This window comes from Rhodococcus sp. IEGM 1370, assembly GCF_033142325.1.
GTDB lineage: Bacteria > Actinomycetota > Actinomycetes > Mycobacteriales > Mycobacteriaceae > Rhodococcoides.
On sequence record NZ_JAWLRY010000005.1, the window covers coordinates 192918 to 219906 of the forward strand.

The 26989-nt window shown below is 65.3% G+C and carries 1 protein-coding gene; it reads left to right on the plus strand.

Annotated elements, in window-relative coordinates; translation table 11 throughout:
• Positions 1-200 precede the first annotated feature (200 nt).
• A complete protein-coding gene (locus tag R4P47_RS10545; RefSeq protein WP_317784730.1) occupies positions 201-26972 on the plus strand; it encodes a non-ribosomal peptide synthase/polyketide synthase in 26772 nt (8923 codons plus the stop codon).
• Positions 26973-26989: the final 17 nt, after the last annotated feature.

The window sequence follows — 26989 nt, forward strand, 5'->3', positions numbered from 1 at the left end:
GCCGTGCGCGACGAATCGATACGACGGCATATCACCACCGAACGTGTGTGAATCGACACGAACGCAGACCAGAACGGAAGCCAGAATTGCTCAATCGCGCGCACAGGCCGCCGCGGCTCGACAGTCCGAACCGAACCGAGGTCTCCGGGTCCACCGACCCGATGTCGGCCATCGTGACCGTGCCGTCGAAGGGCAAGTGAATGCGCGCAGCAATTTCCGGTGGATCTCAGACGCCCCCGACAGGCCCCGGCTTCGAGAACGGTTTCCCGCTGTCGTCCGCTCAGCGTGGCATGTGGTTCGCTCAGCAGCTTGCCCCTGACGTCCCGGTCTGTATCGCACAATATGTCGACCTTCGCGGCAACCTCGACATCGGCGTTCTGCAAGAGGCCTCGGCTCAGGCCGGACACGAGTTCCAGTCCGCTTATCTCCGACTGGCCGAGGTGGACGGCGAACCCGTACAGCTGGTCGATCACTCCATCGACCAGTCGGTGCACTACCTCGATCTGCGTGATGCCGAGGACCCGATGGCGTCGGCGCTGAGGTGGATCGACGAGAACTACGTCAAGCCCGTCGACATGGAACGCGATCCCCTCGTCGACAGTTGGATCATTCAGGTCGAGGACGATCGCAACCTCTGGTACAGCAAGATTCACCACGTCGCACTCGACGGCTACGGTGCCATGACTCTCGTCAACCGAACCGCCGCGCTGTACACGGCGGCCGTCGAACACGTCGAGCCTGCCCCCAACAAGGCGGCCGAGCTTCGCCGACTCTACGAGCTCGATCAGGAATACCGGACGTCGTCGCGCTTCGAGTCCGACAAGGCGTACTGGACTGCTCGCGCCGCGGACATCCAGGACGGAGCTTCTCTGTCCAACACGGCCGGTCGCACGATCGCTGCCAGCAAGTTGCGCAGCGTCGCTCTCCCCGAGGACGTCGTCGCCGAGCTCGAGGCGTCCGACGCGACCAAGGGTGGAACCGCGGCTGCGGTGTTCATCGCCGCTTTCGGCTGCTACCTCTCGCGAATGACCGGGCGAGAAGACGTCTCGGTCAACATCCCGGTGTCCGCGCGCACCACCGCGTTGCTTCGCCGATCCGGTGGAATGCTCGTCAACGTCGCCCCCATTTCGATCCACGTGCCCCAGGACGCGACCGTCGGCGAGCTGGTTCAGCAGGTGCAGCTCGAACTGATGGGAGCGCTGCGGCACCAGCGCTTCAGCATCGAGGACATTCGGCGCGAGCTGGCGGCCTCGGGTAGTGACAAGCAGCTGTCCGGCCCGATGGTCAACATGATGCTGTTCCATCAGCAGATCGAACTCGGGTCGATCGTCGGCGAGTTCAACATCGTGACCTCGGGTCCGGTCGAGGACCTCCTGGTCAACGTTTATCAAAGCGGATCTCCGGCCCGGACGTTCGTCGATTTCAGGGCCAACCCCAACCGGTACGACGACGACGACCTCACCGCGCACCACTCGAGCTTCGTCGACATGGTGGAAGCCTTCATCGCGGCCGGACCCGAGACCGCAGTTCTGGACGTCCATCCGGTCAGCGCACGCGAGGGCCAGCGCCGGCGGCGCGCTGCAGCCCAGCTCGTTTACTGGACCGACCGGCTCGCCGACGCCCCCGATCTCCTCGATCTTCCGACCGACCGCTCGCGCGCCTCGCACATCGGACACGTTCGCGCATCCCACGAGGTGACGATCGGATCCGAAACGTGGTCCGGAGTGACTCGATTGGCGGCGGAACGGTCCACGACACCGTTCGTGGTCCTCGAATCTGCTCTCGCCGTGCTGCTTTCGCGGCTGGCGAACACCGACGACCTGGTGATAGCCGTACCCGCGGGTCACGGAAACACCGTCGCGCTACGTAGCCGTCCCGACGTTCGGCAGTCGTTCACCGAATTCGTCGATGCGTCCGCAGCCGACTTCGATGCGGCGATGGCACACGGTGACACGTCGTTCGACGACGTCGTTCAGGCCTTGAATCTGCCTCGAACGGAATCGCACAGCCCTCTCGCTCAGGTTGCGCTCCGGTTCGGTCCGTCCGCACTGCCGCGTGACGGAGTCGGCATGGATCTGGTCGTCACCGTCGACGAGTCCGATTCTGTCACCGTCGTTTTCGATTACGCCACAGAACTGTTCGATGCCGCGAGCACGGCTCAACTCGCCCGTCGCCTCGTCCGCGTTCTCGACACATCGACCAACGAGCCCGATATGCCGATAGGCGATGTGGAACTGCTGTCCACCGCCGAGCGCGCGCGCCTGGCTCCGGTTCGTGGTCCGCGGTCTGTGGTGGGTGTGGTGTTGCCGGAGTTGTTGGCTGGTGCGGTGGGTGTTGCTGGTGTCGGTGGTGTTGCGGTGGTGTCGGGGTCGCGGTCTGTTTCGTATGGTGAGTTGGATGCGGCGTCGTCGCGGTTGGCGCGGATGTTGATGTCGTGTGGGGTGGGTCCGGGGTCGTTCGTGGCGTTGGCGTTGTCGCGGTCGGTGGAGTCTGTGGTGGCGGTGTGGGCGGTGGCGAAGGCCGGTGGTGCGTTCTTGCCGGTGGATCCGAATTATCCGGTGGATCGGATCGAGCACATGTTGGTCGATTCGGGTGCTGTGGTGGGTGTGACGTTGGGTGCGGATGTGGGTGCGCTCTCGGGTGTGGGTGGGGTGTCGTGGGTGGTGCTCGATGATCCGGATGTGGTGGCGGATCTGGCGTTTCGGTCGTCTGCTCCGGTGTTGGATGTGGAGCGTTCGGGTGTGTTGCGGCTCGATGATGCGGCGTATCTGATTTACACGTCGGGGTCGACGGGTGTGCCCAAGGGTGTGGTGGTCACTCATCGTGGTGTGGGGAACTTGGCTGCCGAGGAGCGGGTTCGGTTCGGTGTGGGTCCGTCGTCGCGGGTGTTGGCGTTCGCGTCGCCGAGTTTCGATGCGTCGATTCTCGAGTTCGTGTTGGCGTTCTCGGGTGGGGCGACGATGGTGATTGCTCCGCCGTTGGTGTTCGGTGGGGTGGAGTTGGCGTCGTTGCTCGCCGAGGAGCGGGTTTCGCATGCGTTCGTCACGCCTGCGGCGTTGGCGTCGGTGGATCCGGTGGGGTTGGAGTCGGTCGAGGTGGTGGTGACCGGTGGTGATGTGTGTGCGCCGGAGTTGGTGGCGCGGTGGGCGCCGGGTCGGCGGATGTTCAATGCGTACGGTCCGACGGAGGCGACGATTTTCTCGTCGATCTCGTCGGCGTTGGTGGTAGGGGAGTCGGTCGATATCGGTTCGCCGACGATCGGTTTCGCTGAGGTGGTGTTGGATTCGCGGTTGAATCCGGTGCCCGTCGGTGTGGTGGGTGAGTTGTATCTGGCGGGTCCGGCGTTGGCTCGTGGGTATCACGCGCGGTTGGGTTTGACGGCGGAGCGGTTCGTGGCCGATCCGTTCGGTGCTGCGGGTTCGCGGATGTATCGCACCGGTGATGTGGTGCGGTGGAATGCCTCGGGTGCGTTGGAGTATGTGGGGCGTAGCGATTTTCAGGTGAAGGTGCGTGGTTTCCGGATCGAGTTGGGTGAGATCGATTCGGTGTTGGCTGCGGTGTCGGGTGTCGATTTCGTGGTCACCATCGGGCGTGAGAGTGCTGCCGGCAGTACGGTGTTGGTCTCGTATGTGTTGCCGGTGGCCGGTACGGTCGTCGAGGTCGATGCGTTGCGTGAGCATGCCGGTTCGATGCTGCCTGCGCACATGGTGCCCTCTGCGTTCGTGATGTTGGAGTCCATTCCTCTGACTCCGGCAGGCAAACTCGACCGCACCGCACTCCCCGAACCCGAACTCGGTTCACAGGGTGCATTCGAGGCCGCGGAAACGGAATACGAGGCCGCGGTGGCGTCCGTGTTCTGCGACGTTCTCGAGGTCGATCGGGTCGGTGTCACGGACAGCTTCTTCGATCTCGGCGGAAACTCCCTCGTGGCCACGCGTTTGATCGCACGGGTCAATTCGGCTCTCGGAACCGATCTGAAGGTGCTGGATCTGTTCGAGGCATCGACGGTTCGGACTCTGGCGGAACGTGCCGAAGCCAAGGGCGCGTCGCTGCATCGCCGCCCGGCGCTCGTCCCCGTCGACCGGCCCGATTCCATCCCGCTGTCTCTCGCGCAGCAGCGGATGTGGTTCATCAACCAGTTCGATGTGTCCTCGCCCGCGTACAACATTCCGCTCACCGTGCGCCTGACCGGTCGTCTGGACGTGAGTGCGATGGCTGCTGCCGTCGGCGACGTCCTGTCCAGGCACGAGTCGCTCCGCACGGTGTTCCCGACTGTGGGCGATCTGCCGAACCAGGTCATCGCACCCGTCGAGGACGTCACCGGATCGAAGCTCCCCCTCGACGTGGTGGACGTCGACGCCGGTTCGGTCGATGAGCTCGTCCGTGCTGCTGCGACAACAGGATTCGACGTCACGGTCGATTTTCCGTTCCGCGCGGTGCTGTACCGGACCGGCCCAAAGAGCTTCGTGCTCTCCATCGTCGTCCACCACATTGCGGCCGACGGTGCGTCGATGGCACCGCTGGCCCGAGACGTGATGGTCGCCTACGGCGCCCGCTCCGCCGGTTCGGTTCCGGCGTGGGAGCCACTCACCGTTCAGTACGCGGACTTCGCACTGTGGCAGCACGCCGTTCTCGGCGACGAGAGCGACTCCACGTCGGTGGCGTCGCGGCAGATCGAGTTCTGGCAGACGGCTCTGGCAGACCTGCCGGACGTGCTGCCGATGCCACTCGATCGCCCGCGGCCCACCCGGCAGTCGATGCGTGGCAGCGTCACCCCGTTCACGATTCCCGCCGATGTCGCCGCTCGGTTGAGTTCGGTTGCTGCCGAACACGACTCGACGCTGTTCATGGTCGTACATTCCGCGCTTGCATTGCTGCTCGCGCGGCTGAGCGGCACTCAGGACATCGCTGTCGGCACTCCGATCGCGGGTCGCGGCGACGCGGCCCTCGACGACCTCGTGGGCATGTTCGTCGGGACCCTCGTGCTGCGAACGCAGGTAGAGCCTCGAGCGACCTTCGCCGAACTGCTCGCCGACACTCGTCGCTCCGACCTCGCCGCCTTCGACAACACCGACATCCCGTTCGAGCGACTGGTCGACGTACTCGATCCGGTCAGGTCGACCGACCACTCGCCGCTGTTCCAGGTTCTCCTCGAGTTCCAGAACAATGCAGCTGTCACGTTGGAGCTACCCGATCTCACCGTCGATTTCGAGGAGATCAGCACCGACACAGCCAAATTCGATCTGCAGCTGCGCGTGGATCAGGAGCCCGTGGATCCGTCCGGGGCACTGTCGGCCTCGTTCACCTACGCCACAGATCTGTTCGATCCCGAAACCATCGACCGGTTCGTCGATCGCTTCCTGCGGATCGTGTCGACCATCGGGGCGTCGACGGACGTACGCACCGGTGACATAGACATCCTGTCCGCCGCAGAGCGGGAACTCGTCCTGTTCGAGTGGAACGACACCGCACGGCTGATCGAACCTCCGGTCCACCAGCACATCCCGGCCGGCGACGTCGACATGACGCTCAGCAGTCTGTTCGACCGACAGGTGCAGCGCAGCCCGTACTCGACCGCGTTGGTGTTCGAGGACGAGCACATCACCTATCTCGAACTGGACGAACGTGCGAATCAGCTCGCGCGACATCTGATCTCGCTCGGCGTGACGACCGAATCGCACGTCGGCCTCGCGATCCGACGGTCGATCGACCTGCTCGTCGGCATGTACGCGATCGTCAAGGCCGGTGGTGCCTATGTGCCGATCGACCCGGACCATCCGGTCGAGCGTTCGTCCTACGTCCTCTCCAGCGCCCAGCCTGTGTGCATCCTCACCACGAGCCGCGACTGGATCAACATCCCGGTCGCAACTCCGGTCCTCGCCGTCGATCTGCTCGACGTGTCCGATCGCGACCACACCTCTGTCACCGATTCGGATCGACTGGGAAGACTGCACGGCTCCAACACCGCGTACGTCATCTACACCTCCGGTTCGACCGGTCGACCCAAGGGTGTTGCAGTCACGCACTCGGCCATCGTGAATCGGTTGCTGTGGATGCAGCACGAGTATCACCTCGAGCCTGCGGACACCGTTCTGCAGAAGACACCGGCCACGTTCGACGTCTCGGTGTGGGAATTCTTCTGGCCCCTGCAGGTCGGTGCCAAGCTCGTCGTGGCCGAACCCGACGGACACCGCGATCCGGTCTACCTGTCCCGCATCATCGCGGACGAGCACATCACCACCGCGCACTTCGTGCCGTCCATGCTCGCGGTGTTCGCGGCAGGTGGACGAGCTGCGGAATGTGTCTCGCTCCGACTCGTCTTCTGCAGTGGCGAGGCACTTCCGCCTGCCACCGCGGCACAGTTCGCGCAGTTCTCCAACGCAGAACTGCACAACCTCTACGGCCCGACCGAAGCGGCCGTCGACGTCAGCTACTACCACGTGACCGGCCGCGACGCCGTCTCGATCCCCATCGGCGCACCGGTGTGGAACACACGCTTGTACGTGCTCGACGCCTCGTTGCGACCGGCTCCCATCGGTGCTCCCGGCGAGCTGTATCTCGCCGGCGTGCAACTCGCTCGTGGGTACGTCGGTCGCGGCGACCTCACAGCGGATCGCTTCGTCGCGGATCCGTTCGGCGAGCCCGGCGAGAGGCTCTATCGCACAGGCGATCTGGTGCGCTGGCGCGCCGACGGCGAACTCGAGTACATCGGCCGAACGGACTTCCAGGTCAAGCTGCGCGGCCTGCGCATCGAACTACCCGAGATCGAATCGGTTCTCCTTCGATCCGAGTCGGTCGCACAGGCGGTCGCGTTGGTGCACAAGGACCCGAACACCGGTGAGACCCTCGTGGCCTACGTGGTCGGTGCACCCGGCTCCGCCGTCGACCCCGCACAGCTGACGGCCGAAGCCTCGCGCCGCCTGCCGGGGTACATGGTGCCCTCACACGTGGTGGTACTGGACTCGCTGCCGGTCAACGCCAGCGGCAAACTCGATCGCAAGGCATTGCCTGCGCCGGAATTCACCGTCGCCGCGTCGGAGTTCTTCGGCCCGGAGAACCCGGTAGAAGAGATCGTCGCCGGTGTCTTCGGTGATCTACTCGGTATCGCTCAGGTCAGTGTCACGTCGAGTTTCTTCGAGATCGGTGGCAACTCGCTGATCGCGATGCGTTTGGTCGCGCGCGTCAACGCGGCCCTCGGAACGGACATCGGCATCAGGGATCTGTTCGACGCCCCCACGGTGCGAGCGTTGTCGGCAGGCATCGACATCGGCGAGCACGACGCTGCGGCTGCCCCTCGACTGGTTCCGCAGGAGCGCCCGGATGTGGTGCCGCTGTCGCTCGCGCAGCAGCGAATGTGGTTCATCAATCAGTACGACACCGAGTCGGCTGCCTACAACGTCGCATTCGCCATGCGCCTGAGTGGTGTGCTCGATGTCGACGCGATGCACTCGGCCATCGGTGACGTGTTGAGCCGGCACGAGTCGCTGCGCACGATGTTCCCGCTGACCGACGACATTCCCGCGCAGTCCATCCTCGACGTGGCATCGGCACTGCCGGATCTGACGCCGATTCACGCGAACGACGAGCGTCACGTTCTCGAGTTGATCGCCGACGTCGCCGGCTCGGGTTTCGACGTCGTGGCGGATGTTCCGCTGCGGGTCCGACTGGTTCGGGTTCGCGAGAACGAGCACGTGCTCGTGATGGTGGTGCACCACATCTCCTCCGACGGGTTCTCCAGCGCTCCGCTGGCCCGTGACTTGATGGTGTCCTACAGCGCCCGCGCCGCAGGACACGCACCGAGCCAGGAACCGTTGCCGGTGCAGTACGCCGATTACGCGCTGTGGCAGCGCCGGTTCCTCGGTGCGGAGTCCGATCCCGAGTCGATGATGGCCAGGCAGCTCGCCTACTGGGTCGACACACTGTCCGGCAGCCCCGAGGTCCTGGCGTTGCCGACCGATCGCCCGCGTCCCGCGGTCGCATCCCTGCGTGGCGACAGCGTCTCCTTCGAGATCGACGCCGCAATCCATGCTCGTCTTGCTGCTGTTGCCGCCGAGCACAATTCCAGCGCGTTCATGATCGTGCACGCGGCTCTGGCCGTCCTTCTGGCCCGACTCTCGGGCACCGAGGACATCTCGGTCGGAACGCCGATCTCGGGCCGAGGAGACGCCGCACTCGACGAGCTCGTCGGCATGTTCGTCAACACCCTCGTTCTGCGCACCCAGGTGCCCGGCTCGACACGGTTCGAGGACCTGCTCTCGGAGGTTCGCTCGGTCGACCTGGCCGCGTTCACTCATTCGGATGTCCCGTTCGAGCGAGTGGTCGATGCGGTCGATCCCGCGAGGTCGACTGCCCATGCGCCGCTGTTCCAGGTGATGCTCGAGTTCCAGCAGACCGACCGACCGACGGTGACGTTGCCCGGACTGTCGATCGAGAGCATCGAGCTACCCAACGACATTTCCAACTTCGACCTGCAGTTGACGGTCTCGGAAGAATTCGACAGTTCCGGCGCACCGGTCGGCATGGAAGCCGGATTCCGCTACGCCACAGAACTGTTCGATGCAGACACCGTCCGGGTTCTCGCCGATCGCCTCGTACGGATCCTCGACGCCGTGACAGCAACGCCGTCCATCCGAGTCGGTGACATCGAGATTCTGTCTGCCAACGAGTACGACTCGCTGGCTCCGGTTCGTGGTCCGCGGTCTGTGGTGGGTGTGGTGTTGCCGGAGTTGTTGGCTGGTGCGGTGGGTGTTGCTGGTGTCGGTGGTGTTGCGGTGGTGTCGGGGTCGCGGTCTGTTTCGTATGGTGAGTTGGATGCGGCGTCGTCGCGGTTGGCGCGGATGTTGATGTCGTGTGGGGTGGGTCCGGGGTCGTTCGTGGCGTTGGCGTTGTCGCGGTCGGTGGAGTCTGTGGTGGCGGTGTGGGCGGTGGCGAAGGCCGGTGGTGCGTTCTTGCCGGTGGATCCGAATTATCCGGTGGATCGGATCGAGCACATGTTGGTCGATTCGGGTGCTGTGGTGGGTGTGACGTTGGGTGCGGATGTGGGTGCGCTCTCGGGTGTGGGTGGGGTGTCGTGGGTGGTGCTCGATGATCCGGATGTGGTGGCGGATCTGGCGTTTCGGTCGTCTGCTCCGGTGTTGGATGTGGAGCGTTCGGGTGTGTTGCGGCTCGATGATGCGGCGTATCTGATTTACACGTCGGGGTCGACGGGTGTGCCCAAGGGTGTGGTGGTCACTCATCGTGGTGTGGGGAACTTGGCTGCCGAGGAGCGGGTTCGGTTCGGTGTGGGTCCGTCGTCGCGGGTGTTGGCGTTCGCGTCGCCGAGTTTCGATGCGTCGATTCTCGAGTTCGTGTTGGCGTTCTCGGGTGGGGCGACGATGGTGATTGCTCCGCCGTTGGTGTTCGGTGGGGTGGAGTTGGCGTCGTTGCTCGCCGAGGAGCGGGTTTCGCATGCGTTCGTCACGCCTGCGGCGTTGGCGTCGGTGGATCCGGTGGGGTTGGAGTCGGTCGAGGTGGTGGTGACCGGTGGTGATGTGTGTGCGCCGGAGTTGGTGGCGCGGTGGGCGCCGGGTCGGCGGATGTTCAATGCGTACGGTCCGACGGAGGCGACGATTTTCTCGTCGATCTCGTCGGCGTTGGTGGTAGGGGAGTCGGTCGATATCGGTTCGCCGACGATCGGTTTCGCTGAGGTGGTGTTGGATTCGCGGTTGAATCCGGTGCCCGTCGGTGTGGTGGGTGAGTTGTATCTGGCGGGTCCGGCGTTGGCTCGTGGGTATCACGCGCGGTTGGGTTTGACGGCGGAGCGGTTCGTGGCCGATCCGTTCGGTGCTGCGGGTTCGCGGATGTATCGCACCGGTGATGTGGTGCGGTGGAATGCCTCGGGTGCGTTGGAGTATGTGGGGCGTAGCGATTTTCAGGTGAAGGTGCGTGGTTTCCGGATCGAGTTGGGTGAGATCGATTCGGTGTTGGCTGCGGTGTCGGGTGTCGATTTCGTGGTCACCATCGGGCGTGAGAGTGCTGCCGGCAGTACGGTGTTGGTCTCGTATGTGTTGCCGGTGGCCGGTACGGTCGTCGAGGTCGATGCGTTGCGTGAGCATGCCGGTTCGATGCTGCCTGCGCACATGGTGCCCTCTGCGTTCGTGATGTTGGAGTCCATTCCTCTGACTCCGGCAGGCAAACTCGACCGCACCGCACTCCCCGAACCCGATTGGTCCGCTCAGGTCACGTCCGGTCGCGACGCGGACAATGCGGTCGAGAAGACGTTGGCCGGACTGTTCGCCGAGGTGCTTCGACTCGACCGTGTCGGCGTCGACGATTCGTTCTTCGCTCTCGGCGGCGACAGCATCATGTCGATTCAGTTGGTCTCGCGCGCCAAGGCGGCCGGACTGTCTCTGTCGCCACGAGATGTCTTCGAGCACAAGACGGTTGCGGCGCTCGCCGAGGTGGTCGCGTCCTCGGACGGCACCGCACCTCTCGTACTGGAAGAGTTGCCCGGCGGCGGCGTGGGCGATGTACCTCTGACTCCGATCGTGGCGTGGATGCTCGATCGGACGGACGTTCTCGACAAGCACACGCAGACGGCGGTTCTCACACTTCCGGTCGACATCGAACTCGATGTGCTCGAAGCCACCGTCCAGACGGTCCTCGATCACCACGACATGCTTCGCGGTGTCCTGCACCGGGGTGAGCACCCCGCGATGGAGGTTCTTCCCGTCGGATCGGTCTCGGCGAACTCGGTCGTGCACCGCGTGACCTCGACAACCGTTCGGGGGCAGGAGTTCTCGGAGCAGGCAAACGCCGAGGCAGAAGCAGCAGTCGGCCGGCTGGCACCCGATGCCGGTGTCATGATCCAGATGGTGTGGTTCGACGCCGGCTCCGAGGGGAGCCGTCTGCTCGTCGTCGCCCACCACCTGGTCGTCGACGGCGTGTCCTGGAGAATCCTGGTTCCCGACCTCGCGTCGGCGTGGGCCCAGATCATCGGCGGAAGCACTCCCGAGCTGGCTCCGGTCGGCACCTCCATGCGTCGTTGGTCGCACGGTTTGCGTGAGGTCACCGCCACCCGCGGGGACGAACTGGCGATCTGGCGCGACGTTCTGGCACAACCGGATCCACTCATCGGATCGCGAGCACTCGATCGCGAGATCGACGTGTACCGAACAGTGGCCAAGGTCGAGTTGACGCTGTCCACCGACGTCACCGAGGGGCTACTGACGGCACTGCCCGACGCGTTCCACGGCAGCGTCAACGACGGCCTGCTCGCGGCTCTCGCCCTCGCTACGGCGGTGTGGCGACGTGGTCGGGGAGTGGTCGTCGACGACGCTCTCATCTCGCTCGAGGGTCACGGCCGCGAGGACCACGTGGTGCCCGGTGCAGATCTCGGCCGGACCGTCGGTTGGTTCACCACGATCTACCCGCTCAGGCTGACCCTCGCCGATCTGGATCTGGACGACGCACTCGCAGGCGGCGTCGACGCAGCGCGTCTGATCAAGTCGGTCAAGGAGCAGCTGCTGGCCGTTCCGGACCACGGTATCGGCTACGGCATGCTCCGCTACCTGGACGAGGACGGTGCCGCTGCACTGCGTGACTTCCCGGCTCCCCAGATCAGTTTCAATTATCTCGGGCGCTACAGCACCGATGTTCCCGACGAGCTTCGCGGACACGGCTGGCTTCCGGTCGACGACTCCGGTGTCGGCGATTCGCAGGACGAGGATCTGCCGGTCGCAGCCGTTCTCGACATCAATGCCGTCACCACCGCAACGCCGACCGGCCCGCGGCTCGAGGCGACGTTCGCTTTCCCCACCGGTGTGCTCGACGCGGACGAGGTCACCGAGCTGGCGGAGCTGTGGCGTCAGGCCCTGACCTCGCTGACGCAGCTGGCCCAGCGACCGGGGGCCGGTGGCTTCACGCCCTCCGACCTCGATCTGGTGCGGCTCGATCAGAGTTCCATCGACGACCTCGAACGGGTCTATCCCACGCTGGACGACATCTGGTCCATGACGCCGCTGCAGGCCGGATTGCTCTTCCACGCCGAGCTGTCGGATCAGTCCGTCGACGCCTACATCGTCCAACTGGTGCTGGAGTTGCGCGGAAGCGTCGACGAGGCGCGGTTCCGGCGTGCTGCTCGGGGGCTGCTGCGTCGACACGCGAACCTGCGGACCGCTTTCGTGCACAACAGCGACGGCGAGTCGATTCAGATCGTCCACCACGACGTGGATGCCCCCTGGTCGTCGATCGACCTGACCGGACTGGATCCGGAGGATCGAGCCCTCGAGCTCGATCGCATCGAACACGAGGACCGTGCCACTCGATTCAACATGGCACAGGCACCTCTGTTGCGCTTCATGCTCATCACCGTGGCACCGGGCGAGTGGCGCCTGGTGATGACCAACCACCACATCCTGCTCGACGGCTGGTCAACGCCGCTGTTGCTCAAGGACCTGCTGACGCTCTACGTGGTCGACGGTGACGAGACCGTGCTCCCACGAGTTCCGGCCTACCGCGACTACCTGTCGTGGCTGGCCAAGCGTGATCGCTCGTCGGCTCTCGAAGCGTGGACGAACGCTCTCGCCGGTTTGTCCGAGCCGACGCTGTTGACGCCGGTCGAGAGCCGACGCCAGGAATCGACGTTGGCGGGCCGCTCGTTGGTCTCACTCGATGTGGACCAGACGAACCGCTTGCGCAGCGTCGCTCGCGCCCGTGGCGTGACGATCAACTCCATGGTCCAGGCGTCCTGGGCGCTGGTTCTCGGCACTCTGACCGGACGCTCCGACGTCGTGTTCGGTGCCACCGTGTCCGGACGCCCGCCGGAGGTCTCCGACATCGAGTCGATGGTCGGGTTGTTCATCAACACTCTGCCGGTCCGGATCGTGCTCGATCCGTCGGAGACACTCGGTGAGTACCTCGAACGGGTGCAGTCCGAACAGGCCGCGCTACTCGATCACCACTACCTCGGCCTCACCGACATTCAGCGAGCAGTCGGACCGGCCGTCTCCTTCGACACCCTGACGGTGTTCGAGTCGTACCCGATGGACCGCGCGGGGTTGTCGGCGGAAACCGACCTCGCCGGAATGCGGGTGCACGACGTACACGACGGAAGCGACACGGCGCAGTATCCTCTGACCTTGGTCGCCATGGTCGACGACCGGCTGCACATCGAGGCGAAGTACCTGCCGGAGTTGTTCGAGCACAGCGTCGTTGCGGCGACGGTCGACAGAATCGTGCGGGTTCTCGAGGCCATCGCAACCGACACCGGTCGACGCGTCGGATCGCTGTCGTTGCTGTCCGAGGACGAATTGCGCCGGGTGGCACCGGTTCGTGGACCGGCGTCGTCGGATGCTCGACTGCTTCCCGATATCTTCACCGACGCTGCCGCAGTCGACCCGCAGGGTACCGCTCTGTGGAGCGAGGGCCGCACCGTGGACTATGCCGAACTCGACGCGCAATCGTCTGCTCTCGCAAGAACTTTGATCGCTCGCGGTGCCGGCCCGGAAACCGTCGTTGCACTGGCTCTGCCACGGTCCGTCGAATCCGTACTCGGCATCTGGGCAGTCGCCAAGACCGGGGCGGCATTCCTGCCGATCGATCCGAGCTACCCGCGCGATCGCGTCGAACACATGCTCGTCGACTCGAACGCGTCGATCGGTCTTACCCTGTCCGAACACGAGGCCGCGGTCTCCGGTCTCGGCTCTGCTCGGTGGACCGTGCTCGACCACGACGACACGCGCACCGAACTCGCCGGTCACTCGACCGCCCCGGTCCGCGACGGCGACCGAATTCGCCCGATGCACATCGATCAGCTCGCGTACCTGATCTACACCTCGGGCTCGACGGGTGTTCCCAAGGGCGTCACCGTCACCCACCGCGGGCTGGCGAATCTGGCCGAGGAGGAGCGGACTCGCTTCGAGGTGACCCCGGGTGCTCGGGTTCTCGCGTTCGCGTCCCCGAGCTTCGATGCCTCCATCCTGGAACTGCTGATGGTGTTCTCCGGTGCCGCGACCATGGTCATCGCGCCGACCTCCGTCTACGGCGGCACCGAGTTGGCCGAACTGCTTGCAGCACAGCACGTCACGCACGCGTTCGTCACGCCCGCCGCGCTGGCATCGGTGGATCCGGACGGCCTGACCGAGTTGGCCGTGGTGGCCACCGGTGGCGACGTGTGTCCGCCCGAGCTCGTGGCTCGCTGGGCACCGGGCCGTCGGATGTTCAACGCCTACGGTCCCACCGAGGCGACGATCTTCTCGTCCATCAGTGATCGACTCGACGTCGACTCCGCCATCGACATCGGTTCGCCGACAATCGGTTTCAGCGAGGTGGTCCTCGACGCACGACTGCATCCCGTTCCGGTCGGGGTCGTGGGTGAGCTCTATCTCGCCGGGCCTGCACTGGCTCGTGGCTACCATTGCCGATTCGGTCTGACCGCAGACCGTTTCGTCGCGAATCCGTTCGGCGAGAGCGGCGCCAGGATGTACCGCACCGGTGACGTGGTGCGGTGGACCGAGTCGGGAACGCTCGAGTACGTCGGACGCAGCGATTTCCAGGTCAAGGTGCGCGGCTTCCGCATCGAACTGGGCGAGATCGACGCCGTCCTGACCGACCATCCGATGGTCGAGTTCGCCACCACCGTGGGTGTCGACGGTCCGACGGGCAACACCATTCTGATTGCCTACGTCCTCCCGAGGTCCGGCGAGCAGGTCGATGCAGCAGCTCTGCGCACTCATGTCTCGAGTTCGCTACCGACCCACATGATCCCGACGGCCTTCGTCGCACTGGAGTCGATTCCGCTGACACCGGCAGGCAAGTTGGACCGCAATGCCCTGCCTGCACCCGATCTCCATCTCGGGGGCGACTCGCGTGCACCGCGGAACGACACCGAGCAGGTCATCGCCGATATCTTCGGCGAGGTACTGGGGATCGACGGCGTCGGAATCGATTCGAGCTTCTTCGATCTGGGTGGCGACTCGCTCAGTGCCACCAGACTCACTGCGCGCGTCAACTCCGCCCTCGGCACCACGATCAGCGTCCGCGCATTGTTCGAGGCTCCCACCGTCGAGTCACTTACGGTGCGAGTGCTCAGCAACCCGGTCGGTACCCTTCGCCGTCCCGCACTCGTGGCGAAGCCGCGACCGGATTCGATTCCGTTGTCGCTTGCGCAGCAACGAATGTGGTTCATCAATCAGTTCGACGTGACCTCGGCGGCGTACAACATCCCGCTTGCGGTGAGACTGACGGGTCGACTCGACATCGCCGCGATGAGCGCGGCCGTCGGGGACGTTCTGGAACGTCACGAGTCGCTGCGCACGGTGTTCCCCACCCGCGAGGATCGTCCTGAGCAGAAGATCCTCGACGTGCAGGCGGCGAGAACCGAACTCGCCGTCGTCGATCTGGACGCCACCGAGGTCGTTGCGGCCATCTCGGCCGCTGCCGCAACAGGATTCGATGTCTCGACCGATCTACCGTTCCGCGCGGTCCTGTACCGGATCGCACCGGACGAGTTCGTGCTCTCGATCGTCGTGCATCACATTGCTGCCGACGGCGCATCCATGGCACCCCTGGCGCGAGATGTCATGGTCGCCTACGGCTCTCGCGCGGCTGCCGGCGCGCCGATGTGGACACCGCTCGACGTTCAGTACGCGGACTTCGCACTCTGGCAACGCACCGTGCTCGGCGACGAGTCCGATCCCGCGTCCCTCGCCGCGCAGCAGTTGGACTTCTGGAAGACCGCCCTGGCGGATCTTCCCGATGTTCTGCCGCTACCGCTCGATCACCCGCGGCCCACTCGGCAGTCCATGCGCGGCAACAGTGTTCGGTTCGAGATCGACCGCACCACTCATGCCGGGCTGGTCGACCTCGCGCGTGCCAACGAGGCGACCGTCTTCATGGCCGTCCACGCGGCGTGGTCGATCCTGATGGCGCGCATCAGCGGCACCGAGGACATCGCTGTCGGAACGCCGATCGCCGGACGAGGTGACGCCGCACTCGACGATCTGGTCGGCATGTTCGTCGGCACCCTGGTTCTGCGCACGGAGGTGGCACCGCAGCTTTCGTTCACCGATCTGCTTCGGGCCACGCGTACAGCCGATCTCGCGGCGTTCGAGAACACCGATGTGCCGTTCGAGCGGTTGGTCGACGTTCTCGACCCCGCTCGTTCGACCGACCGCTCGCCGTTGTTCCAGGTGCTTCTCGAGTTCCAGAACAACACGTCCGCGACGCTCGAACTGCCGGACCTCACGGTCGAAGCCGTCGACATCGATGCTCACATCGCGAAGTTCGACCTGCAACTGACCGTCGCCGAGGAGTTCGACGAGGCCGGTGCACCGGCCGGGATGACCGCCGCGATCACCTACGCGACCGACTTGTTCGAGGAATCGTCCGTCGAGGAGTTCTCGGCACGTTTCGGTGCCGTGCTCGCCTCCGTGACGAGCGATCCCGAGCGCGCAGTCGGCGATATCGATCTGCTCCTGCCGGGTGAGCTCGACGCCATGACGCATGACTGGAACCACGCTGGCCGGGTGGCATCCGATGCGACGCTGGCCGATCGATTCGCAGCTGCCGCCGCGCGATTCCCCGATTCGCGCGCCGTCGTCTTCGGAGATCACACGCTGACCTACGCCGAGCTCGACGACCGCTCCAGCCGCCTCGCACGGCTTCTCGTACAGCGCGGTGTGACCTCGGAATCGCTGGTAGCGGTCGCGATGCCTCGCAACGAGGAGCTGATCGTCGCGCTGCTCGCGGTGATCAAGTCCGGTGGCGGCTACCTTCCGATCGACGTGTCCTACCCAGCGGACCGGCTGGCGTTCATGCTCGAAGACGCCTCGCCTGTCTGCGTGATCTCCACTGTTGCCGACAGTGCGGCGGTGCCCGCCTCGGATCTCGATGTCCTCGAGATCGATTCGCCCGAGCTGATCGCGGAGCTGGCCGGCGTGTCGGGTGCCCCGCTGACCGACGCGGACCGTTCGGGTGGCACCAGCGCCGATTCCATCGCGTACGTCATCTACACCTCGGGCAGTACCGGTCGTCCCAAGGGCGTGCAGATCGCGCACCGCAACGTGGCGACGCTGTTCGCGAACACCGCTGATCTCTTCGATTTCGACGATCGTGACGTCTGGACGATGTTCCACTCGTACGCGTTCGATTTCTCGGTGTGGGAGCTGTGGGGCCCGCTGCTGCACGGGGGAACGCTCGTCGTCGTCGACTACTACACGGCACGCTCTCCGGAGCTGTTCCGCGAGTTGCTGGTTCGCGAGCAGGTCACGGTGCTCAACCAGACACCGACGGCGTTCTACCAGTTCGCGGAAGCCGATCGTGTGGCCACCGGAAACCTCGCCGGCACCACGGACTCCGATCTCTCGCTGCGCTACGTGATCTTCGGCGGCGAGGCACTCGATCTCGGGCAGTTGGCTCGCTGGTACGCCCGGCACGACGAGTCCGCCCCGACTCTGGTCAACATGTACGGCATTACCGAGACAACAGTCCACGTGAGCCACCTGGCCTTGACCGAGCAGTTCGCGGCATCGGCCTCGGCCAGCGTCATCGGTCAGGCCATCCCCGCACTGCGCGTCGCCGTTCTCGACACGCGTCTCAATCCGGTACCACCCGGCGTCACCGGTGAAATGTACGTCTCCGGGGCACAGCTCTCTCGCGGATACCTCGGCCGGGCCGGCCTGTCGGCCACCCGTTTCGTGGCAGATCCGGCCGGAGAAGCCGGTGCCCGGATGTACCGCACCGGCGACACCGCACGGTGGAATCGTGACGGCGCGCTCGAGTACCTGGGCCGCAGCGACATGCAGGTGCAGCTGCACGGCTTCCGTATCGAACTCGGCGAGATCGAAAGCGCGCTGTTGGCGTTCGACGGCGTCGCGGCGTCCGTGGTCTCGGTTCGAGACGACGGATTCGGTGATCGACTGATCGGATACGTCGTCGCCGAGGCGGGCCGAACACTCGACCACTCCGCCGTTCTCGAATTCGTCGGACACTCACTGACGTCGTACATGGTTCCGGCCGCTTTGATCGTGCTGGACGAGCTGCCGCTCACCGCCAACGGAAAGCTGGACCGCCGGGCATTGCCGGCTCCGGACTTCTCCGCCAATGTCACCGAGAGCCGCTTGCCGGCAACCGAAGTCGAGTCCATCCTCGCCGGATTGTTCGCCGACGTCCTCGGCCTCGACACCGTCGGCGTCGACGACTCGTTCTTCGCGCTCGGCGGCGACAGCATCATGTCCATCCAGCTGGTCTCACGCGCCAAGGCGGCCGGTCTGGTCCTGGCTCCGCGCGACATCTTCGAGCGCAAGACCGTCGCGGCATTGGCCGAGGTCGTGGTCCTCGGAGGCGACGTCGTCGTACTGGAAGAACTCGACGGTGGGGGAGTCGGCCCGCTGCCCCTCACTCCGGTCGTGCGTTGGATGTTGGAGCGCAGCACCGACTTCGGGCGCTACACCCAGACGGCACTGCTTCAGCTCCCGGTCGGTATCGAGAGCGTCACGCTCGAGCGCACCGTGCAGGCCGTGCTCGATCGTCACGACATGCTGCGATCGCGACTGTTCCAGGACACGGACGGAATCTGGCACCAGGAAGTAGCTCCGATCGGCACTGTGTCCGCCGCGTCGGTGATCCACGCGGTCTCGGTCGATTCCGTGGACGGTCCCGAATTCTCCTCTTGTGCCGCAACGGAACTCGACGCTGCAGCAGATCGACTGGTCCCCGCCGACGGGGTCATGGTGCAGATGGTGTGGTTCCAGGCCCCGAACGGGTCCGGCCGACTGCTCGTCGTCGCACATCACCTCGTGATCGACGGCGTGTCGTGGCGCATCCTCGTCCCGGATCTGGCGACGGCCTGGAGCCAGATCGTCGCGGGCGACACGCCTGCGCTGGCACCGATCGGCACATCGATGCGACGGTGGTCCACCGGTTTGACCGAGGTCACCGCGGGCCGCGCCGACGAAATCGGCCTGTGGCAGCGCATTCTGAACGGTGACGATCCGACGATCGGTTCGCGACCACTGGACAAGCGCGTCGATGTAGACGCGACCGTGCAGCGCATCCGTACATCGCTCCCGGTCCAGGTGACCGAGCGACTGCTGACAGCGGTGCCGAATGCCTTCCGCGGCAGCGTCAACGACGGTCTCCTGGCCGGGCTGGCCTTGGCACTGACGGCGTGGCGTCGCGAACGGGGAGCCACTGTCCGCAGTGCGTTGATCACGCTCGAAGGTCATGGCCGTGAAGACGCCGTGGTGCCCGGAGCCGATCTCGGCAGAACCGTCGGCTGGTTCACCACGATCTTCCCGGTCCGACTCGACCTCGGCTACCTGGACATCGCCGACGCGTTGTCCGGTGGCGACTCCGCCGGAGCCCTGATCAAGGCCGTGAAGGAGCAGCTGCTCGAGATCCCCGATCACGGAATCGGCTACGGCATGCTGCGGTACCTGGACTCCGACGGGACCGAAGCACTGTCCGGTTACGCCGCCCCGCAGGTCAGCTTCAACTACCTCGGGCGCTTCTCGACCGGATCGTCCGAGGGCATGGAAGACGTGGGCTGGATTCCTGTGGCCGACGCCGAACTGGGCGACGCACAGAACCCGGACATGCCGGTACCGGCCGCGCTGGACATCAACGCCGTCACCACCTCGACACCCGACGGGCCCCAGCTCGACGCCACCTTCGCGTTCCCGGCCGGCATCCTGGATGCGGACGAGGTCGATCGGTTGATCGAACTGTGGACGCAGGCACTGACCGCGATCACCGAGCACGCCTCGACCGAGGGTGCGGGCGGCTTCACCCCGTCCGACCTCGAGCTCGTGGACATCGATCAGCGTTCCATCGAGGTGCTCGAGAAGCAGTTCCCCGATCTCGACGATGTGTGGTCGATGTCGCCGCTGCAGGCCGGACTGCTCTTCCACGCCCGTCTCGCAGGCGAGGTCGGCAGCGACAGTGCGGGAGTCGACGCCTACATGGTGCAGCTCGGTCTCGAGCTGCGCGGCGTCGTCGATGCCGAGCGGATGCATTCCGCCGTGAACAAGCTCGTCTCTCGTCATCCGAACTTGCGAGCAGCGTTCGTGCACAACAGCACCGGCGAATCTCTGCAGATCGTGCAGAGTTCGGTCACGGTTCCGTGGTCCGAGGTCGATCTCCGCGGCGAGGCCGATGTCGATGCGGCCCTGGAAGCGGTCCTCGCGGCCGATCGCGGCGTGCGATTCGAGATGGACTCGGCACCGCTGCTGCGGTTCACGCTGATCACCCTCGCCGACGATCACTGGCGACTGTTGCTGACCAACCACCACATCCTGCTCGACGGCTGGTCGACGCCGCTGGTGGTCAAGGAACTGATCACCCTCTACGTCACCGAGTCCGACGATTCGATGCTGCCGCGAGTTCCCGCGTATCGGGACTACCTCGCGTGGATGCGGCAACGCGACGTCGCCATCTCCACCGCGCAGTGGGTCAGTGCGATGGCCGGCGTCGAGGAGCCGACACTGCTCGTCACCGGTGACCGGGGTCGTCAGTTGTCCACTGTCTCCAGCGAGACCGAGCGGTCGTTGTCGATCGAGACCACAGCGGCGTTGCGCGATTTCGCGGCGCGCCGCGGGTCCACTCTGAACACCCTCGTTCAGACCGCGTGGGGCATAGTGCTCGCCACTCTGACCGGTCGCGGGGACGTCGTCTTCGGTGCCACGGTGTCGGGTCGTCCGCCCGAGGTTCCGGGCATCGAAGGCATGATCGGGCTCTTCATCAACACGCTTCCCGTTCGGGTGACGCTCGATCGGGCCGAGACACTCGGCGCTCTGGTCGATCGCGTGCAGGCCGAACAGGCAGCGCTGCTTGACCACCATTACCTCGGTCTGACCGACATTCAGCGCGCGGCCGGAGCCGGCGTCGCGTTCGACACGCTGACGGTGTTCGAGTCCTACCCGGTCGATCGCGCCGGAGCCTCTGCTGCAACGGATTTCGCAGGTATGCAGGTGACGGACATCCTCGGCACCGACGCGGCGCACTATCCGCTGACACTGGTGTCTTCGGTCGACGAGCGCCTGAACCTCAAGGCCAAGTATCTGCCCGAACTCTTCGAGCTAGAAGACGTGCACGCCATCGTCGATCGGGTCGAGCGGGTGCTCGACGCAGTGCTGGCCGACGAGCAGCAGCCACTGGCTCGGCTGCGATTGTTGGCCGACACCGAATTCGCTTCTCTGGCTCCGGTATTCGGCCTCGAAGGCCGATCGACTCGACTGCTACCGGAGATCTTCTCCGACGCAGCTGCCGTAGACCCGGACGCCATCGCGGTGCGCAGCGTCGACGGCGAGTTGACGTACCGAGAGCTGGATCGACAGTCGAACCGGCTCGCTCGCATACTGATCGGCCGCGGTGTCCGCACCGAGACGTTCGTCGCTCTCGGGATCGCACGATCCATCGAGTCGGTGTTGACCGTCTGGGCCGTCGCGAAGTCCGGTGCTGCCTTCGTACCGGTCGATCCGAACTACCCGGCCGATCGCATCGAGCACATGCTGGCCGACTCCGGAGCAACCTTCGGTGTCACCACCCGCACTCACCTCGACGACCTGCCGTCGACCGTGCCGTGGATCGTCCTGGACGACCTCGCCACCGACGGTCCGAACGCGGTGAGCGACGAGCCCGTCGCCGACGACGAACGCCATGGTCGCGTCACCCTCGCGAGTGCGGCGTACACGATCTACACGTCGGGTTCGACGGGTGTACCGAAGGGGGTCGTGGTCACCCACTCCGGCCTCGACAACTTCGCGACCGAGCAGCGCGAGCGCTATCGAGTCACGAAAGACTCACGCACGCTTCATGTTTCATCACCCAGCTTCGACGCGTCCGTACTCGAGTACCTGCTCGCGTTCGGCGTCGGTGCCACGATGGTGATCGTTCCACCCACGGTGTACGGCGGAGCCGAGCTGGCGTCGTTGCTGGCCGAGGAATCGGTCACTCACGGCTTCATCACCCCGTCCGCCCTCGCCTCGGTCGATCCGACCGGTCTCGACACGTTCGCCGACGTCGTGGTCGGCGGCGAGGCCGTTCCGTCCGAGTTGGTCACCAAGTGGGCTCCCGGTCGCAACCTGTTCAACGGGTACGGACCGACCGAGGCCACGATCATGTCCAACATCAGTGCACCGATGGTCGCCGGCGAGCCGGTGTCGATCGGTGGGCCGGTGCGGGGTGTCTACGAGGTGGTTCTCGACTCGCGACTGCAGCCGGTTCCCGTCGGGGTCACGGGTGAGCTGTATCTCGCAGGTGTCGGCCTGGCCCGCGGCTACCACGACCGGATGGGGCTGACGGCCGAACGATTCGTCGCCGACCCGTTCGGTGCTCCCGGTGCCCGCATGTACCGCACCGGAGATGTGGTGCGCTGGTCGCCGGATCTGACCATCGAATACGTCGGTCGCAGCGACTCGCAGGTCAAGGTCCGCGGCTTCCGCATCGAACTCGGCGAGATCGACGCCGCCCTCTCGGCACATCCCGCGGTGGATTTCGCAGCCACCTTCGGAACTCCCGGGCCGACCGGTGCCACTGTTCTCGTGGCGTACGTGCGCCTGACGGGGGAAAACCCGGCACACGCGGTCGACACCTTCGACACGGCGGTTCTGCGTGACCATCTCGCCGCCGCGCTGCCGTCGCACATGGTGCCCAGCGCCATCGTCGTGCTCGAGTCGATTCCGCTCACTCCGGTGGGCAAGCTCGATCGCGCCGCACTGCCCGTACCCGAGTTCGGCTCGGCCACCTCGTACCGAGAGCCGAGCACGCCGGCCGAGCTGACGGTCGCGGCGGTCTTCGCCGAGATTCTCGAGGTGGATCGAGTCGGTGCCGACGACGGATTCTTCGAGCTCGGTGGTGACTCGCTCAGCGCAACGCGGGTGATCGCTCGCGTCAACGCCGAGTTCGGTACCTCCATCGGTGTCCGCACGATCTTCGAGACCCCGACGGTATCGGGACTGGCGAGCGCAGTCGGCACTGCCGACACTCGCGCGCAGCGCCCGGCGCTCGTTGCGGCGGCGCGCCCGGAGCACATCCCGCTCTCGCTCGCTCAGCAGCGGATGTGGTTCATCAACCAGTTCGACACCTCGTCGGCCGCGTACAACGTGCCGCTGGTCGTCAAACTGACCGGGCGGCTCGACACCGCTGCTCTGGCTGCCGCGGTGGTCGATGTTCTGGGACGCCACGAATCTCTGCGCACGACCTTCCCCGACGGTCCGGAATTCCCGGTGCAGCTCGTGCACCCGGCTGCCGAGGTCGCGCCTGCGGTCGAATCCGAACGGATCGATGCCGCTGTTCTGACCGATCGCGTCGCTCAGTTGGCCGGTCGAGGATTCGACGTCACCACCGAGATCCCGGTGCACGTCGAGCTGTTCGAGGTGCTCGATGCAGGCGTCGACGCGTCCGAGGATCCCGTCTTCGTACTCGCCATGGTGGTGCACCACATCGCCGCCGACGGCGCGTCGATGGCACCTCTCGCTCGCGACGTCGTGCTCGCGTACTCGGCGCGCAGCGCAGGCAAGGCACCGAACTGGCAGCCGCTGCCCGTCCAGTACGCCGACTACACGATCTGGCAGCGTTCGCTGCTCGGAGACGAGCAGGACCCGTCGAGCGTGGCAGCGGCCCAGCTCGAGCACTGGTCCACCGCGCTCGCAGGTCTTCCCGACCTGCTGCCGTTGCCGACGGACCGACCGAGGCCGACCACTCAGGACTTCCGCGGTGGCCGAGTTCGCTTCACCGTCGACGCCGACATCCATCGGACGCTCGTCGACATCACTCGCGAACAGAACGTCAGCATGTTCATGGTGCTGCACGCGGCGTTCGCGGTCGTTCTGGCTCGTTTGAGCGGCACCGACGACATCGCGATCACCACCCCGGTGGCCGGGCGCGGAGACGCGGCTCTCGACGACCTCGTGGGTATGTTCGTCAACACGCTCGTGCTGCGCAGCCGAGTCGACGAGTCCGCGACGTTCGACGATCTGCTGAACCAGGTCAAGGCACACGATCTCGACGCGTTCGATCACACCGAAATGCCCTTCGAGAGAATCGTCGAGGTTCTCAATCCCACCCGGTCGACGGCATACGCTCCGCTGTCACAGGTCGCGCTGGCGTTCCAGAACAACGAGAAGGCCTCGCTCGAGCTCCCGGACCTCCGCGTCGAAGGCTTCGACTTCGACGTTCCGGTAGCCAAGCAGGATCTTCAGCTGCTGCTGTCCGAGACCTTCGACGAGGCGGGACGTCCGTCCGGCTTCGAGGCCGCATTCGACTACGCCACATCGCTGTTCGACGCGGCCAGCGTCGAGGCCATCGCGGCGCGACTGATTCGAGTTCTCGATGCCGTCGGACGCGACCGGCACGCGGTGGTCGGAGACATCGAAATTCTGGGTGCCGACGAGCAGCGCGCGTTGGTGCCGGCGCGAGGAAACCCGGACGCGGCAGTCCGGACGTGGCCGCAGTTGCTCGCGGCGGCGGTCGCGCTCGACCCGTACGCAGTCGCCGTCACCTACCGAGGCATCAGCCTTTCCTACGCCGATCTGGACAGCTGGTCCAACCGAATCGCTCGAATGCTGATCGACTACGGCGTCGGACCGGAGACGTTCGTCGCGTTGGCGTTGCCTCGATCGATCGAGTCGGTGCTGTCGGTGTGGGCCGTGGCCAAGACCGGTGCCGCATTCCTGCCCGTCGATCCGAACTATCCGGCGGACCGAATCGCGCACATGCTCGAAGATTCGCATGCCGCAATGGGTCTGACCGACATCGACAGCAGGGGATCGCTGCCCGACACCGTCCCGTGGCTGGTTCTGGACGATCCGGAAATTTCCGCGGAGTTGTCTCGCTACCCGGCGGATGCGGTGACCGACGTCGAACGTACGGCGACCCTGCACATCGACCACCCCGCCTACCTGATCTACACCTCGGGTTCGACCGGTCGCCCGAAGGGCGTTGCAGTTCGGCACCGTGGCTTGGCCAACCTCCAGGCCGAGGTGCTCGAGCGATTCCGCCCCACTCGGGATTCGCGTGTTTCGCACATCGCATCACCGAGTTTCGACGCATCCATCTACGAGCTGACGATGGCGTTCGGCGTCGGTGCCACCGTCGTGATCGTGCCGCCGGGAGTCTTCGGCGGCGGCGACTTGGCCGACCTGCTCGAATCCGAACACGTCACGCATGCATTCCTGACGCCCGCGGCGCTGTCGTCGATCGACGAGACACGTCTGGGCAACGTTCGGGTCCTCGCCGTCGGAGGTGAGGCCTGTACTCCGGAGTTGGTGGCGAAATGGGCACCGGGCCGCCAGATGTTCAACGGCTACGGTCCGACCGAGACCACCATCCAGGCGAGTGTCGGTGGACCGTTGGTGCCCGGTGGCACAGTGGACGTCGGCAGGCCTGGAACCGGATTCCGGTTCCAGGTGCTCGACGCACGACTGCGGCCGGTTCCGGCCGGAGTGTCGGGCGAGCTCTACATCGCCGGTCCCGGTACCGCCCGTGGATACCTCGGTCGTTTCGGGCTGACATCCGAGCGTTTCGTCGCCGATCCGTTCGGCACTCCTGGCGACCGGATGTATCGAACCGGTGACGTCGTGCGATGGGGAAGTGCCGGGGCCGTCGAGTTCGTCGGACGCAGTGACTTCCAGGTCAAGGTGCGCGGTTTCCGCATCGAACTCGGCGAGATCGACTCCGCCCTCACCGAGAACGACCAGGTCGGATTCGCCGCCACGATCGGGCACACGGCGGCGTCGGGTGACACCGTCCTCGTGTCCTACGTTCTCGCGGCCGACGGCGAATCGGTCGACACCGAAGCACTTCGAGACCGAGTCGCCAAAGTGCTTCCGCGTCATATGGTTCCGTCGGCGATCATCGAGCTGGACGACATTCCGCTGACGCCTGTGGGCAAGCTCGATCGGCGGGCCCTGCCGGTTCCGGAGCTGACGACGTCGACAACTCCGTACCGGGCACCGGCCACCGACGTGGAAGCTGCGATCGCCGATGCGTTCGCGCAGGTTCTCGGAGTCGATCGGGTCGGCATGGACGACAATTTCTTCGAGCTGGGCGGGACGTCGCTGGTGGCCACGAAGATCGTGCCTGCCATCGAGAACGCCATCGGAGTGCGGGTCCCGCTGCAAGCGCTGTTCGTCGATCCGACACCGGCAGGGTTGGCAGCGCGGGTCGCCGCGGATGCCGACGCCGGGGGCGCGGATCTCGATTCGGTGTTCGGGGTCGTGATTCCGCTGCGCGGCAGCGGGTCCAAGGCACCGTTGTTCTGCGTTCACCCGGGAATCGGGTTGTCGTGGGGCTACGCCGGTCTCGTCTCGCATCTGAGCGACGACCGTCCCGTGTACGGCCTACAGCTGCCGAGCATCGTCGAAGGGTCGACGTTCGGGTCCATTCGCGATCTCGCGCACCGCTACGCCGACGAGATTCGCGCTGTCCAGCCGGTGGGTCCGTACCACCTGCTCGGGTGGTCGCTCGGCGGCTCGCTCGCTCATGCGATAGCGGTGGAACTGCGCAGCACCGGCAGCGATGTTCGCACCCTCGCACTGTTGGACAGCTACGTCGACGGCCACGACGGCGAAGCGGTCGAGGGAGCGTTGAGCGTCGAGAACCTGCTTGCGGGATTGGGGCTCGATCTGACGGCTCAGCCCTCGACCGAGCCGTTGACCTACGAACGGGGCGTCGAACTACTCGACGAGTCGTTGGGACAGACGACCGGCGTTTCCGCCGATCATCTGCGACGTATCAATGCGGGATTCGAGAACTCGACTCGAATAATGGCCGAGTTCATCCCGGACGTGTTCGACGGAGATGTTTTGTTCTTCTCCGCAACGAAGGGTGCGAGCGACGGAATTGTTCGATCTCCGCAGGAATGGCGGCCGTATGTGACAGGAGATATCGTCATCCACGATGTCGACGTTTTCCACAACGAGATGACCAATGCAGATGCAGCCACTGTGATCGGGCCGGTCGTCGATTCTCATCTCGGGAATACACCTGAATAACAATTGATGTGTTCTTC

Coding starts and splice junctions, on each gene's coding strand:
- R4P47_RS10545 (WP_317784730.1), top strand. CDS start 201: ATGCGCGCAGCAATTTCCGGTGGATCTCAGACGCCCCCGACAGGCCCC.